18 protein-coding genes are annotated in these 12,687 nt (G+C 54.2%); 14 read left to right on the plus strand and 4 right to left on the minus strand.

Annotated elements, in window-relative coordinates; translation table 11 throughout:
• The first annotated feature begins 3 nt into the window (after positions 1-3).
• From ACK4HN_RS06880 to ACK4HN_RS06890, 3 genes are all read left to right on the plus strand, one after another.
• Positions 4-660, plus strand: a complete 657-nt coding sequence (locus ACK4HN_RS06880) for a class I SAM-dependent methyltransferase (protein ID WP_409868388.1) — start codon at positions 4-6, stop codon at positions 658-660.
• Positions 660-1,220 (plus strand): 2'-5' RNA ligase family protein, encoded by a 561-nt coding sequence (locus ACK4HN_RS06885; protein WP_409868389.1) that lies wholly within the window; start codon positions 660-662, stop codon positions 1,218-1,220. Before ACK4HN_RS06880 ends, ACK4HN_RS06885 begins: the two co-directional genes overlap by 1 nt.
• A 410-nt stretch (positions 1,221-1,630) precedes the next feature.
• A complete protein-coding gene (locus tag ACK4HN_RS06890) occupies positions 1,631-1,990 on the plus strand; it encodes a PadR family transcriptional regulator (protein ID WP_409868390.1) in 360 nt (119 codons plus the stop codon).
• A 1-nt stretch (position 1,991) separates the two neighbouring features.
• Here ACK4HN_RS06890 and ACK4HN_RS06895 read toward each other — a convergent pair whose 3' ends face one another.
• Positions 1,992-2,699, minus strand: a complete 708-nt coding sequence (locus ACK4HN_RS06895; RefSeq protein WP_409868391.1) for a uracil-DNA glycosylase family protein — start codon at positions 2,697-2,699, stop codon at positions 1,992-1,994.
• Positions 2,700-3,141: 442 nt separating this feature from the next.
• On the opposite strand from ACK4HN_RS06895, the gene ACK4HN_RS06900 reads away from it, so the two are divergent.
• From ACK4HN_RS06900 to psbZ, 11 genes are all read left to right on the plus strand, one after another.
• Positions 3,142-3,660, plus strand: coding sequence for a phycocyanin subunit beta (locus ACK4HN_RS06900; RefSeq protein ID WP_011057792.1), 519 nt, complete (start codon positions 3,142-3,144; stop codon positions 3,658-3,660).
• A 69-nt stretch (positions 3,661-3,729) separates the two neighbouring features.
• Entirely contained in the window at positions 3,730-4,218 is a 489-nt protein-coding gene (gene cpcA, locus ACK4HN_RS06905; protein WP_011057793.1) for a phycocyanin subunit alpha, read from the plus strand.
• A gap of 113 nt (positions 4,219-4,331) precedes the next feature.
• Positions 4,332-5,195, plus strand: a complete 864-nt coding sequence (locus ACK4HN_RS06910) for a phycobilisome rod-core linker polypeptide (protein WP_409868392.1) — start codon at positions 4,332-4,334, stop codon at positions 5,193-5,195.
• A gap of 43 nt (positions 5,196-5,238) precedes the next feature.
• Positions 5,239-5,475, plus strand: coding sequence for a phycobilisome linker polypeptide (locus tag ACK4HN_RS06915; RefSeq protein ID WP_149818199.1), 237 nt, complete (start codon positions 5,239-5,241; stop codon positions 5,473-5,475).
• Between the two features lie 7 nt (positions 5,476-5,482).
• Positions 5,483-6,313, plus strand: coding sequence for a HEAT repeat domain-containing protein (locus ACK4HN_RS06920; protein ID WP_409868393.1), 831 nt, complete (start codon positions 5,483-5,485; stop codon positions 6,311-6,313).
• Positions 6,310-6,951, plus strand: a complete 642-nt coding sequence (locus ACK4HN_RS06925; protein ID WP_409868394.1) for a HEAT repeat domain-containing protein — start codon at positions 6,310-6,312, stop codon at positions 6,949-6,951. Before ACK4HN_RS06920 ends, ACK4HN_RS06925 begins: the two co-directional genes overlap by 4 nt.
• 16 nt (positions 6,952-6,967) lie before the next feature.
• Positions 6,968-7,801, plus strand: a complete 834-nt coding sequence (locus ACK4HN_RS06930; RefSeq protein WP_409851264.1) for a phycobilisome rod-core linker polypeptide — start codon at positions 6,968-6,970, stop codon at positions 7,799-7,801.
• Positions 7,802-7,804: 3 nt separating this feature from the next.
• A complete protein-coding gene (locus tag ACK4HN_RS06935) occupies positions 7,805-8,545 on the plus strand; it encodes a phycobilisome rod-core linker polypeptide (RefSeq protein ID WP_409868395.1) in 741 nt (246 codons plus the stop codon).
• 33 nt (positions 8,546-8,578) lie between these two features.
• Positions 8,579-9,334, plus strand: coding sequence for a phycobilisome rod-core linker polypeptide (locus tag ACK4HN_RS06940; protein WP_409868396.1), 756 nt, complete (start codon positions 8,579-8,581; stop codon positions 9,332-9,334).
• A 134-nt stretch (positions 9,335-9,468) separates the two neighbouring features.
• Complete coding sequence (locus ACK4HN_RS06945) at positions 9,469-10,323, plus strand: M23 family metallopeptidase (protein ID WP_409868397.1); 855 nt, start codon at positions 9,469-9,471, stop codon at positions 10,321-10,323.
• An 88-nt stretch (positions 10,324-10,411) separates the two neighbouring features.
• Positions 10,412-10,600 (plus strand): photosystem II reaction center protein PsbZ, encoded by a 189-nt coding sequence (gene psbZ, locus ACK4HN_RS06950; protein WP_409868398.1) that lies wholly within the window; start codon positions 10,412-10,414, stop codon positions 10,598-10,600.
• On the opposite strand, the gene ACK4HN_RS06955 is transcribed toward psbZ, so the two are convergent.
• Genes ACK4HN_RS06955 through ACK4HN_RS06965 form a run of 3 tightly spaced genes read right to left on the minus strand, consistent with a single transcriptional unit; the run spans position 10,597 to position 12,541 of the window.
• The gene (locus ACK4HN_RS06955) at positions 10,597-11,373 is read right to left on the minus strand and encodes a TrmH family RNA methyltransferase (RefSeq protein WP_409868461.1); all 777 of its coding nucleotides are present in this window, start codon (positions 11,371-11,373) and stop codon (positions 10,597-10,599) included. The genes psbZ and ACK4HN_RS06955 overlap by 4 nt on opposite strands.
• The gene (locus tag ACK4HN_RS06960; RefSeq protein WP_409868399.1) at positions 11,373-12,065 is read right to left on the minus strand and encodes a type 1 glutamine amidotransferase; all 693 of its coding nucleotides are present in this window, start codon (positions 12,063-12,065) and stop codon (positions 11,373-11,375) included. Before ACK4HN_RS06960 ends, ACK4HN_RS06955 begins: the two co-directional genes overlap by 1 nt.
• 8 nt (positions 12,066-12,073) lie before the next feature.
• Complete coding sequence (locus tag ACK4HN_RS06965) at positions 12,074-12,541, minus strand: CAAD domain-containing protein (protein ID WP_409851278.1); 468 nt, start codon at positions 12,539-12,541, stop codon at positions 12,074-12,076.
• Between the last annotated feature and the right edge of the window lie 146 nt (positions 12,542-12,687).

A 12,687-nucleotide genomic window follows, 5' to 3' on the forward strand; every position in this document is an offset into this window, starting at 1 on the left:
CCTATGCCGCTGCAACGCATTCTTGAACCGGAGGTTATGGAGACGCCAGAAACGGCTGCCGCCTATGACGCGATGGATTTTACTGCCGTTAATACCGCCTTCTGTGAAGATTTGGCCGCAGTCTTACCCACTGTTGAGCAACCCCTACAGGTGTTGGATGTGGGGACGGGCAACGGACGAATTCTGCAAATGTTGCATCAACGCTATCCCCATTGGCAACTGACAGGGATTGACCTGAGTCCAGCGATGCTGGCGATCGCCCGGCACCACAGTCCGCAATTAAACTTTATTCAAGGGGATGCCAAAGCCTTACCCTTTGCCGCAGCGAGTTTTGATGTGGTGATCAGCAATAGCCTTGTCCATCACTTAGCCGATCCTCAACCTGCCCTAGGGGAAATGCTGCGGGTGCTCCGTCCCCAAGGCATCCTGTTTATCCGCGATCTTTGCCGTCCGGCCACGAAGGCAGCGCTGCAAGTCTTGGTTGACCAATATGCTGGCCAAGACACACCTGAACAGCGGCAACTTTTTGCTGACTCCCTCCATGCGGCACTGACCTTGATGGAAATGAGGGATCTTTTAAGAACATTGCCGCAGCCGCCGCAGCAGTGGCAAGTCACCCTCACCTCCGATCGCCATTGGACCGTAGTGGCACAGGGCTAATGAACCGGCGACATTACTTTATTGCTTTGTTGCCCAATCCTGACATTCAGGCTGAAGTGACCCGCCTCAAGCAGTATTGTTGCGATCGCTACCAGAGCCAAGCGGCACTGCGCTCTCCCCCCCACGTTACCCTCTATCCCCCGTTTTGGTGGCCAGATGAGTCAGTAGAAGAACTGGAGGGCGCCCTAGAAACTTTTTCCTGCCAAGCCGCTCCAGTGGAATTAATCCTCGATGGCTTTGCCGCCTTTGCGCCGCGAGTCATTTATATCCACGTAGCATCCACTCCAGCCCTCAAGACACTACAAGCACAGCTCGTCAAAGCGGTAGCGAAGCCCCTGAACCTTCCCCCCACGCAACGCCATCCTTTCACTCCCCACATGACAATTGCCTTTCGCGATTTAACCAAGGAAAACTTTCACCACGCTTGGGCAGAATTTCGTGACCAATCCTTTGCGGCTCGCTGTTGGGTATCCCACCTAACACTGCTAGTACATAATGGCCAACGCTGGCAGATCTATCGTGAATTTTTGTTAAGAAGCCCCGCCGATCCTACCCCTTGAAACCAGTTTGTAACAAGCCCATGACTTGATTTTTGCCAACTACAGAATTATGATGCAAGGAACACTTTTCTCTCAAACTTCCTAAAATCAGAAGTACAGCCCTTTTCACAAGGATGGCACACACTGAAAATCGTGAAAGCCACTAGGGGAGAGGATTGTTTATCCTTACATCTATCCCACATTCTAGAAAAGGGTTGTAGGACAATAATTGTAGTCTTAGTCGTGATAAGTACTTAGTGACTTTCATGCACTGTAGGAGGCCAGAGGAAAGGGCTGACATTATAGGGGAAGTGTCTGTGTTTCCTATCTTTTGGAACAACTGGAACCATGGAGTTGAATCCATAGACTCCCATGATCTAGATGATCTAGAGAGTTCTGCGGAGCAGTAGCCACTTGCTGAGGATAAGGTTATGAAACTGGAAGACATCTACGCCTTTTTCCGCCAGCCCCCGCCCGTTTACCTGAGCAAGGAAGTTGCCGTTTGCTACGTGCTCTATACCCTTGTGGAAAAGGGGGACTCCTATGGCACGGCGCTGATTCAAGCCATTGAAAATGAATATCCCCTTTATCGCCTTTCCGATACAGTTCTCTACAGTGCCCTCAAGTTCCTCGAGGATGAGGGAATTATTGATGGTTATTGGAAAAAGGTGGAAGGTCGCGGTCGGCCGCGGCGGATGTACCACATTGTAGGCGAAAAGGAGCAACAGGCGCGGGAACTTTCAGAGCTTTGGCTACGCTATTTGCAGCAACATCCCCACCGTCAGGAATAATCTAAGAATCGAGTTGGCGCAGGCGATCGCGCACCGCTTGAATATCCTGCCATGTTAACCACTTGGGACTACCCGGCGCCCGCGAGTTATTGCGCAACAGATACGCCGGATGGAAAATGGGCATACACCAGCGTCCCTGCCATTCAATCCACTGGCCACGAATTTTGGTAATGCCGCGATTATCTTGCAGCAATCCAGAGACAGCCGTTGTCCCCGCCAGCAAAATAATGCGGGGATTGACCAAGCGAATCTGCTCTAAGAGGTAGGGCAAACAGGCCGCTGCTTCCACGGGTGTCGGGACACGGTTGCCGGGGGGGCGGCATTTAACAATGTTGCAGATATAGGCATCCCGCTCACTGTCAAGATTGACCGAAGCAAGGATTTTGTCGAGGAGTTGCCCCGCCTTACCCACAAAGGGACGACCCGTTTCGTCCTCCGCTTGGCCGGGGCCTTCACCAATAATCATCAGTTTGGCCGCAGGATTGCCACGGCTGACCACCACATGGGTACGGGTAGCTGCTAAGCCACAGCGCTGACACTGCTGACAATGCGCCGCAAGCGCCTCCAAGTCACGGTAGGTACCAGCGGGAATAGGCACCTCAGCCCGCAGTGGAATTTGATCGTAGGTAGCAGGATCAAGGGGCGTCGCTGGTGCAGGTTCGGCCGCGGTGGGGGTGTCAAATAAGCTAAATTGCAACGGCTCACTCATGGGGATGTAACTTCCTGAGAACAACGTTAAGGAAACTTAACGAAACTTAGGAAAAACTTAGGATAAATAGCACCAATTTTATGGCGATCGCCAGAACCTTAATTTATCTCACAAAAGTATTTTACAAATTAATAACTACGGCGAAACAGGTTTCCCACCGCATTGTATAAGAAATACCTGAAGGGTTTAACAACACGGCTGTTGTTTCCCAGACTCCTTTGCGGGACAACCCCTCAGTGATCGTTAGACCTTTCCGGCACGCCTAAGAGCGTTGCACGTTTCTTAAAAAACACACCAAGGATCAGCTTGGTCGCTCTCAGGTTGCTTGGCACAGCCTTTAGGGAGTTGCTGATCAACCCCCTAAAAATCCTGCATTCTCTCTGTGGGCAGGAATGTCAAGAAGGTCTCACTTCTTTAACAACCTTTTAAGGAGAATTGATCCATGCTAGATGCATTTGCCAAAGTTGTCGCTCAGGCCGATGCCCGCGGTGAATTCCTCACCAACGCCCAGTTCGATGCCCTGTCCAACTTGGTGAAAGAAGGCAACAAGCGTCTGGATGCCGTCAACCGCATCACCAGCAATGCCTCTACAATCGTTGCTAACGCTGCTCGTGCCCTTTTTGCAGAGCAACCCCAACTGATCCAACCCGGTGGGAATGCTTACACCAACCGTCGTATGGCTGCTTGCCTGCGCGACATGGAAATCATCTTGCGCTATGTGACCTATGCCATTCTGGCCGGTGACTCCAGCGTGCTCGATGATCGCTGCCTGAACGGTCTGCGGGAAACCTACCAAGCCCTCGGTACCCCCGGTTCCTCCGTGGCTGTGGCCATCCAAAAAATGAAAGATGCCGCGATCGCGATCGCCAATGATCCCAATGGCATCACCCCTGGCGATTGCAGCGCTCTGATGTCCGAAATCGCTGGCTACTTTGATCGTGCTGCTGCCGCTGTTGCCTAAGGCACCTTTGACTTCACTGTAACTTTGACCGTTCTGAACACGCACATTTTTTAGGGAGATATTTTATCCATGAAAACGCCGATTACTGAAGCCATTGCCGCCGCCGATACCCAAGGTCGTTTCCTCAGCAACACCGAACTGCAAGCGGTTGACGGTCGCTTCAAGCGCGCTGTGGCCAGCATGGAAGCTGCTCGCGCCCTGACCAACAATGCTCAGAGCCTGATTGACGGCGCAGCCCAAGCGGTGTACCAAAAATTCCCCTACACCACCACCATGCAAGGCTCTCAGTATGCCTCGACCCCCGAAGGCAAAGCCAAGTGCGCCCGTGACATCGGCTACTACCTGCGGATGGTGACCTACTGCCTCGTTGCCGGTGGCACTGGTCCCATGGATGAGTACCTCATTGCTGGCTTGTCGGAAATCAACAGCACGTTTGATCTGTCCCCAAGCTGGTATATCGAGGCTCTGAAATACATCAAAGCCAATCATGGCTTGACTGGCCAAGCTGCGGTGGAAGCCAACGCCTACATCGACTACGCCATTAACGCCCTCAGCTAATAGGCGTTTCCTTTCGTTGCCCGGTGAGGTAAGCAGATGTTGTCGGCGTTGGGCTGACCCTTTGTTTACAACACCGGGCTTGTTTGTACCCTCGATATTTAGGAGTTTGTACTGTGGCTATTACTGCTGCTGCTTCGCGCTTGGGTACCTCCGCCTTCAGCGATGCTCCTCGGGTGGAGCTGCGTGCCAACTGGAGCGAGGAAGATCTGGAGACTGTCATCCGTGCCGTTTACCGTCAGGTCTTGGGCAATGACTACGTCATGGCATCGGAACGTTTGGTGAGTGCGGAGTCACTGTTGCGCAATGGCAAAATTACCGTGCGGGAGTTTGTGCGCGCAGTGGCCAAGTCGGAACTATACAAAGAGAAGTTTCTCTACGGCAATTTTCAAACCCGTGTCATTGAACTGAACTATAAGCATTTGCTGGGGCGGGCACCCTACGATGAGTCAGAAGTGATCTTCCACTTGGATCTCTACGAAAATGAGGGCTTTGATGCCGATATTGACTCCTACATTGATTCGCCTGAATACACCAACAGCTTTGGGGATTGGGTGGTGCCCTACTATCGCGGCTTTAATAGCCAGCCGGGGCAAAAAACCGTCGGCTTTAACCGTATGTTCCGTCTGTATCGCGGCTATGCCAATAGCGATCGCGCCCAAGCGGAAGGCAGCATGTCCCGTTTAGCGCGGGATTTGGCCACCAACCGTCCCAACACAGTGGTGCCCCCTTCCAGTAGTGATACGGCCTTTGCCTACTACACCCCCAGCGCTGATGTCCCCCCACGGGCTTGCTTGGGCGGCTCCTTTGGTGAAAGTGGCCGTGTCTATCGCATTGAAGTGGCAGGCATTCGCCAACCGGGCTATCCGGGGGTGCGCCGCAGCAGTACCGCTTTCTTGGTGCCCTACGAGCAACTGTCGAGCAAAATGCAGCAGCTTCAGCGCAGCGGTGCTCGCATTGTTAGTGTCAATCCTGCCTAGGAATGTTTGTTTAGCGTCCTTTTGAGATTGGGAGTCAGGTGTCATGTTTGGTCAAACTGCGTCTGGAAGTGCTGCCCTTAGCCCCTCCGGCGCTCGCGTTTTCCGCTATGAGGTTGTGGGTCTGCGTCAAAACGAAGAAACTGACAAAATGGGGTTTCCGATTCGGCGCAGCGGGAGCACCTTTATTACGGTGCCCTACAACCGCATGAATGAGGAAATGCAGCGCATTACCCGCATGGGGGGCAAAATCGTTTCCATTACCCCAGTGGTCGCCTCCTAAGTGGTTGATGTCAGGAGAGGGAATGACGGCGGTCTCTGAACCAGTACAACTGACGGTTCCCCAAATGCTGGCGCAGCTTCAGGGGACGGATACCAGTCTCCGCTATTATGCAGCGTGGTGGTTGGGGAAGTTTGGCCTAGAAACAGCAACCGCAGCGGAGCGGCAAGCCATTATTAGCGCCTTAATTGCAGCTTTGGCTGATGAGGCCGATCGCACAGAATTGGGGGGCTATCCTCTGCGGCGCAATGCAGCGCGTGCTTTGGGCAAGTTGGGCGATCGCCAAGCCGTACCGGCGTTAATTGAGTGCTTGCACTGTGAGGATTTTTATGTCCGTGAAGCGGCGGCTATTGCCCTCGGTCAGTTGGGGGATTCCCGAGCGATCGCCCCCTTGGCAGTCCTTCTAGAAGGGGGTGTGGCGATGGCACAGCTCGTCCCCGGTCGCCCCCATCTAGTGCAGCCTGTAGAGGCCGTCATGGAAAGCTTGGGTCACCTCGGTGCCACCGAGGCGATTCCCCTCATTGAGCCATTTTTGACCCATGAAATGCCGCGAGTCCAATTTGCTGCCGCACGGGCACTGTTTCAGCTGACAGGGGCAGCAGAATATGGCGATCGCCTGCTGGCAGCGCTCGAAAGTGAGGATGTGCAACTGCGGCGGGCAGCACTGCTCGATCTAGGAGCAATGGGGTACTTGCCGGCAACAAAGGCCATTTTGCAGGCGGGTGTTGAGGCCAGCTTCAAGCTCATTGCCCTCCATGGCATCCTCAGCAAGCAACTACATCAGGCTGCTGCAGCCGAACAGACCCTCTCCCTCTTTCAAGGATTGGATCAACTGCTGTGAGTGATCTCCTTACCTACATCCATGCCGTTGAGACCGCCACCTCTGCCCCAGCATTGTGTGAGGCGGTGATTCAGCTGGCCCGGCAAAAAGACACTGCTGCCATTCCCACACTGATTGCTGTTTTGGGGTATAACAACCCCGCCGCTGCCCAAGCTGCGGTAGAAGGTCTCATCGCCCTTGGGGATGCCGTGGTCGAGCCACTGCTGGCACAGTTGGATGGCTACAACTACGGTGCCCGTGCCTATGGGGTGCGTGTCTTGGGGAGCGTTGGTCATCCTGCCGCCCTGCGGGTCTTGTTGGCTGCCGCGCAGTCGGATTTTGCCCCCAGTGTGCGCCGTGCTGCCACAAAGGCCTTAGGAACACTCCGCTGGCAGCTCATCCCTGAGGAAACGGCAAGAGAGGCTCAATTAAGGGAAGCCCTCACGGTTCTTCAGCGCAACAGTGAAGCAGCGGATTGGGCGGTTCGCTATGCCGTGGGCGTTGCCCTTGACCATCTATATCAGCAGGCAGCGGCTTGGCCTGTTCGGGAAGGGGTGCGCTCCCTCCTGAATCATTTGAGCGATCGCGACCCCGACATTGTTGTGCGTTCCCGTTGTCAACTTGCCCTCCAGAGAGACTCTCTGTGCATACACACCTAATAAGGATTGGAAAGTTATGTCGTTACCCTTGCTGGCTGTAAAGCCCAGAACCCTTGATCAGCGGGTGGTCAGTTATGAAGTCCCCGCTGAGGATGATCCGGTCATCTACCGCCTCACTGATGCCACCGATGCCGCAGACGTGGATGCCCTGATTTGGGCGGCCTATCGCCAGATTTTCAGCGAGCACCTGATTTTGGCCTCCTACCGCCAGCGCTTCCTAGAATCCCAACTGCGCAATCGCGCCATTTCCGTTCGGGATTTTATCCGCGGCTTGGGAAAGTCGGAGGTCTATCGGGAGCAAGTGGCAGCCGTCAATTCCAATTACCGCCTCGTGGATATCTCCTTTAAGCGCTTCCTTGGCCGCCCCACCTATGGCCGGCAGGAGCAGATTGCGTGGTCAATTATTTTAGCCACCCGTGGCCTAGAGGGATTTATTGATGCCCTCGTGGACAGTGACGAGTACCAGCAAAACTTCGGAAGCGATATCGTCCCTTACCAACGGCGGCGGCGCATGGCGCGTCCTTTTAACCTCGTTAATCCCCGCTACAGCGACTACTGGCGCAACAAGGAAATGTCCCTCAGTGGCCGTTCTTACTATCAGGTGCGCTACTATACTGCAGGACCCTTGGACAAGCAAATTATTCGGGGCGCCATTCCGGCCAATTTCCTCTCTATGGCACGCTCCATTGTGGTGCCGACACTTGAGACTCAACGCCATGTGGCACGGGCCACCTCAAGTTTAGTGAAAGTTCCGAATACAGCCCAAGAGCGGGATCTGCCCTCCACCCCCGTCAAACCTGTGCCCGTTGCCCTGCCCTATCGTTATTTACCCTCTCAACCAAAGGTGTAAGCCATGACAATTCCCTTGCTCACCTATGCTCTAAGTTCCCAAAATCAACGGGTACGGGGCTATGAGGTCCCCAATGAGGAAACCCCGTGGCGCTATTCCCTTGAGGATGCAGCGGATCAATCGGATATTCAGGAACTGATTTGGGCGGCCTATCGCCAAGTGTTTAGTGAGCACGTTGTCCTCAAGAGTACCCGCCAGCCCCATTTGGAGTCGCAATTAGCCAACCGTACCATTTCGGTGCGGGATTTTATTCGCGGCTTGGCCAAATCGGAGACATTTCGCCGTTTGGTGGTGGAGACCAACTCCAACTATCGCTTGGTGGAAATTGCCCTGAAGCGTCTCCTTGGGCGGGCACCCTACAATAAACAAGAAGAACTGGCGTGGTCTATTCGCATTGCCACCGATGGTTGGCAGAAATTTGTGGATACCCTTCTGGACAGTGATGAATATACGCAAAACTTTGGCGATAACACTGTGCCCTACCAGCGGCGGCGCTATAAGGATCGCCCCTTTAACCTAGTGACGCCGCGCTATGGTGACTACTGGCGCGATAAGTTAGAAAGCAGCCGCTACAAGTGGGGCGACATTCGCAATTTCTTGGAGATGGCACGCTCCGTTAAGGTGACACCCGTGCAATTTAAGCCGGTGTCCACCGCCAATGTGCAAATCCCCGATACCACGCGGCGCGATCGCCCGACGGTACCGGCGTCAATCAACCCAACGGCGAGCTTTCCGCTGCGCTAGTTATTGTTTTACTCTTTGACTTGGGAGAGATCCATGGACTTACCTCTACTCGCCTACAAGCCTACAACTCAAAACCACCGTGTCGCTAGCTTTGGCATTGCCGATCAAAATGAAGACAGCCCCTATATCTATCGTCTTGAGGATGCGGCCTCGTATCCAGAAATCCGCGAGGTGATCTGGGCCTGCTATCGGCAAGTGTTTAGTGAGCACGCCACCTTGGCCTTTAACCGTCAGATCACTTTAGAGTCCCAACTGGTCAATCGGGTGATTACCGTGCGGGACTTTATTCGTGGTCTGGCCAAATCGGAGCGCTTCTACAATACAGTGGTGGCAGTGAACGACAACTACCGCTTGGTGGATGTCTGCCTGCGGCGGTTCTTGGGACGCAGTGCCTACAACGAAGAGGAAAAAATTGCTTGGTCAATTAAAATCGGCACCCTTGGCTTCCATGGTTTTGTGGATGCCCTCCTCGACAGTGAGGAATATACCAATGCTTTTGGGGACTTTACGGTGCCCTATCAGCGTAAGCGGATGGAGGGACGTCCCTTTAACCTCGTGACGCCGCGTTATGGCTTTGAATACCGTGACAAAGTGGGCACTACCAAAACCGATTGGCGCTTTACGCTGGAGAAATTCTACGATCGCAAGTTCCAAGAGCGGCGGCTACCGGAGGGCGACCCCCGCAAATACCGCGATTTGGCAGCCGCGATCGCGCCCAAGACGCGCTATGCCCAGCAGTTGCGTGCTGCTGATATTGACTACCTCGCCAAAGTGCCCCGTCGCCGTTAAGTTGCTCTCAAGAATGCACTCATCGTGTGCAGCCGTCGGTGAATTGACTGGCGGCTTTTTTCATTTAATGAATTTGTGGGAACGTCAACACGTCTTTAACGCTCTAATGTTGGATTTAGTTTTTTCCTGAAGCTATGAGCGATCGCCTTCTCCCTTGGCTAGTGCCTGCCCTCATCACTGTCACTGTACTGCCTGCCAGTAGTCAAGTCACTCTTCCCCTCACGGTCACCGTCAGTCCCGATCGCGCTGTTTTGGGAGATACCCTAGCCGTTGTGGTCAATGCTTCAGAACAGCCGACTGTTGAGGTAGCGGGCAAAGCTCTGCCGGTCTTCTCCATTGGCCCACAGCAATGGCGGGCTTTTGTGGCCACAACACCGCTTCAGCCAGCGGGGCGTCGCTCCTTGGTGGTTCGGGCAGGGAATGAAACCCACAATATGCTTCTGTGGGTGGGCGATCGCTCCTTTCCTGTGCAACGCATTTGGCTGCCGCCGGGCAAAGACTCCCCAGGAACCGATTTTGAATTTGATCAGGTGGAGGCCTTTAAGGCTTTGGTGACGCCTGAAAAACTCTGGCGAGGTGCCTTTCGTCGCCCCAACAGTGGCCCTGTGACCACACCCTACGGCGTGCGGCGCTATTACAACGGCGTTTTTGCCAAGGACTACTTCCACCGCGGTTTGGACTATGCAGGGCCTAAGGGATCGGCAGTGGTGGCGGCGCAGCGAGGGCGAGTGGCCTTAGTGGGGCGAGAATCCCAAGGGTTTCTCATCCATGGCAACACGGTTGGCATTGATCATGGGCAAGGAGTACTGACAATTTACCTGCACCTTGATCAAATTCGCGTCCAAGAGGGACAGATGGTGGAGGCAGGGCAAGTCATTGGCACCGTGGGCAATACGGGTGCCTCCACAGGGCCGCATCTCCACTGGGGACTCTATGTCAATGGCGAGTGCGTCGATCCGCGATCGTGGCTAGATCAGGGCTGGCAGTAGTTTAGGGTCAAGAAATGGGAGATAATGCTACTTCAGAGGTAGTTGCTTCGCTACCAGTGCCGCTGATAAAATTTGGGAGTTAGCAACAATGACGATTCTCTTTCAACTGGCTCTTGCTGCTCTTGTCATTCTGTCCTTTGTGATGGTGGTGGGTGTGCCCGTGGCCTACGCCTCGCCCCAAGATTGGGATCGCTCAAAGCAGTTAATTTTCCTTGGCTCTGGGCTATGGATTGTCCTAGTGCTGGTGGTGGGCGTTCTTAACTTCTTTGTGGTTTAGTCCAGCCAGCGTTGGCGATAGACTTCGTACAAGAGCACTGCGGTGGCGATCGCCACATTGAGGGATTCGACATTTGGCTCCTGAGGAATCCGCAGGGCAGTAAACCTTGAATCATGATAGGCCGGGGGTAGCCCTTGGCCTTCATTGCCCATAACGAGCAAAGTGGGTTGACGGAAATCTGCCTGCCAGTAGGGAAGCGGTGCTGTGGGGGAGGTCACCACAACCTGCCATCCTTGGGCTTGATAGGTCTTGAGGGTTGCTAGCGCATCTGTCACCGTTTGCATGGGTAGGCGAAACCACTGGCCAGCACTGGCACGCAGCACCTTGGGGTGGGTGATGTCCACACAATCGCGGGTCAGTAATAGTCCCTCAACCCCCACCGCGGCAGCAGTGCGGATGATCGTTCCCAGATTACCGGGATCCTGAAGCGTGATTAAACACAGCCCTAACCGCTTCAGCGGCAAGGTAGGCGGAGACTTATGGTCAGCGACGGCCACGACGCCATCGGGGGTGGTTGTGGTACAGAGGGCAGCAAGGATTTCTTCAGTGACTTCAACGGTGCGATCGCTGCTGTGGAGAACCTGTTGCCAAAATACTGAGGATTGCTTCGCTTGCCAAGACCCCGTGTAGCAAACCACTGAAAAACGGTAGCCCGCTGCTAGGGCTTCCTGTAGCAGGTGAGTGCCCTCCAAAAGCAAGTGCCCTTGGCGATATTTGCGCTGGTGTAGCTTGCGGATCGAACGCACTAGGGAATTTTGCCGACTGGTAATGATCACTGCCCAACCCAGCGATCCAGTAAACGTTCTAGATAGGGGGTCAAGAGTGCTGTTCGCGCCGCTTGGGCTTGAATTTCCGTTGCCGATTGAATGTAGGGAGCAGGGGCTAGCTCATGCTGGCAGTGCTGAATCAACTCCCCAAGGCTTGCGGGGGTCAGTTCTAGGTGAAACTGAAGACCGACAATGCGATCGCCCCATAGGAATCCCTGCTGTGGACAAGCAGCACTTTTGGCAAGGGGAATCGCGTCTGGCGGGAGGCTAAACATCTCCCCATGCCAATGGAGTACCGTTAGTGGGGAGGGCCAATCCTGAAACCAAGGATGCGCTTGGGCGGCTGCGGTCAGTTCAATGGGAAACCAGCCGATTTCCTTGGTGGGGGCTGGCGTCACCTCTGCACCTAACATTTGTGCTAAGAGTTGCGCCCCAAGGCAAATCCCGAAAATGGGTAGGCCGCTGGCAATTGCCTCACGCAAAAAAGCTTTTTCAGCCCCTAACCACGGATAAAGTGCCTCATCGTGTACCCCCATGGGGCCGCCCATCACGATCAGCGCATCCACCTCTGGCAACGCTGGGAGCGGTTCGCCTGCATAGAGATGACTGCCTTGCCAATCAAAACCACGGGCGATCGCCCACTCTGCAATGTGTGCGGGTGTCTCAAAGGGCACGTGCTGGAGATAGTGCAGCCGCATGAATTCCCTTAAGAAGAACTGCCACTTTCACTCCCAAGGATGCGAGCTTTATACTCGTTGATCTTTTGACCCAATTCGCGGCGGCCTGACTCAAAGAGGACATAGCGATAGAGAAACCAGCACGTGTAGCCAAAGCCCACCAGTTCACAGGTTGGTTCCAAGAGGGGAATAGTGTTCACCACCTCTAAAATAGCGACCGCCAGTGCGACAAAGGGAATGGTGGCAAGAATAATAAGCAGGGTGCGCAGGGGCTGCTTGTATTCGCCCAGAAAGGCACTGACCTGATCGGGGAAGACGGTGAGGAGCCAGTAGAGTTTTTCCCGTGCCTGTTGCCACTGTTCATCCGTGAGACCGCCTACCTTGGGGGCTGTGGTCTGCTCCCGTTCCGCTAGGGGTGCTGGCGCCGGCGTTGGTTCAAAAATAGGCTTTTCCGTATGGGTGGTTTCTGTGGTTGGGGATGTTTCAAATTCATTCATGCGCTTAAGTTCCTTCAATACCTCAGCAAGTTTCGGCTCAGTTCACCAATTAGCGTTGACCCATAGCTAATAATTAACATAGGTGGTGCCTTACCGCTAGCATCATGACTATCTTTTTCATCCCCTAGGAGCGCCATCCCAAAGAC

It is taken from the genome of Thermosynechococcus sp., from assembly GCF_046299655.1.
Lineage (GTDB): Bacteria > Cyanobacteriota > Cyanobacteriia > Thermosynechococcales > Thermosynechococcaceae > Thermosynechococcus.

What these genes read in the sequence shown, in the direction of transcription:
- ACK4HN_RS06880 (WP_409868388.1), top strand. Translation starts at nt 4, where the DNA reads ATGCCGCTGCAACGCATTCTTGAACCGGAGGTTATGGAGACGCCAGAA.
- ACK4HN_RS06885 (WP_409868389.1), top strand. Translation starts at nt 660, where the DNA reads ATGAACCGGCGACATTACTTTATTGCTTTGTTGCCCAATCCTGACATT.
- ACK4HN_RS06890 (WP_409868390.1), top strand. Translation starts at nt 1,631, where the DNA reads ATGAAACTGGAAGACATCTACGCCTTTTTCCGCCAGCCCCCGCCCGTT.
- ACK4HN_RS06895 (WP_409868391.1), bottom strand. Translation starts at nt 2,699, where the DNA reads ATGAGTGAGCCGTTGCAATTTAGCTTATTTGACACCCCCACCGCGGCC.
- ACK4HN_RS06900 (WP_011057792.1), top strand. Translation starts at nt 3,142, where the DNA reads ATGCTAGATGCATTTGCCAAAGTTGTCGCTCAGGCCGATGCCCGCGGT.
- cpcA (WP_011057793.1), top strand. Translation starts at nt 3,730, where the DNA reads ATGAAAACGCCGATTACTGAAGCCATTGCCGCCGCCGATACCCAAGGT.
- ACK4HN_RS06915 (WP_149818199.1), top strand. Translation starts at nt 5,239, where the DNA reads ATGTTTGGTCAAACTGCGTCTGGAAGTGCTGCCCTTAGCCCCTCCGGC.
- ACK4HN_RS06920 (WP_409868393.1), top strand. Translation starts at nt 5,483, where the DNA reads ATGTCAGGAGAGGGAATGACGGCGGTCTCTGAACCAGTACAACTGACG.
- ACK4HN_RS06930 (WP_409851264.1), top strand. Translation starts at nt 6,968, where the DNA reads ATGTCGTTACCCTTGCTGGCTGTAAAGCCCAGAACCCTTGATCAGCGG.
- ACK4HN_RS06935 (WP_409868395.1), top strand. Translation starts at nt 7,805, where the DNA reads ATGACAATTCCCTTGCTCACCTATGCTCTAAGTTCCCAAAATCAACGG.
- ACK4HN_RS06940 (WP_409868396.1), top strand. Translation starts at nt 8,579, where the DNA reads ATGGACTTACCTCTACTCGCCTACAAGCCTACAACTCAAAACCACCGT.
- ACK4HN_RS06945 (WP_409868397.1), top strand. Translation starts at nt 9,469, where the DNA reads ATGAGCGATCGCCTTCTCCCTTGGCTAGTGCCTGCCCTCATCACTGTC.
- psbZ (WP_409868398.1), top strand. Translation starts at nt 10,412, where the DNA reads ATGACGATTCTCTTTCAACTGGCTCTTGCTGCTCTTGTCATTCTGTCC.
- ACK4HN_RS06960 (WP_409868399.1), bottom strand. Translation starts at nt 12,065, where the DNA reads ATGCGGCTGCACTATCTCCAGCACGTGCCCTTTGAGACACCCGCACAC.
- ACK4HN_RS06965 (WP_409851278.1), bottom strand. Translation starts at nt 12,541, where the DNA reads ATGAATGAATTTGAAACATCCCCAACCACAGAAACCACCCATACGGAA.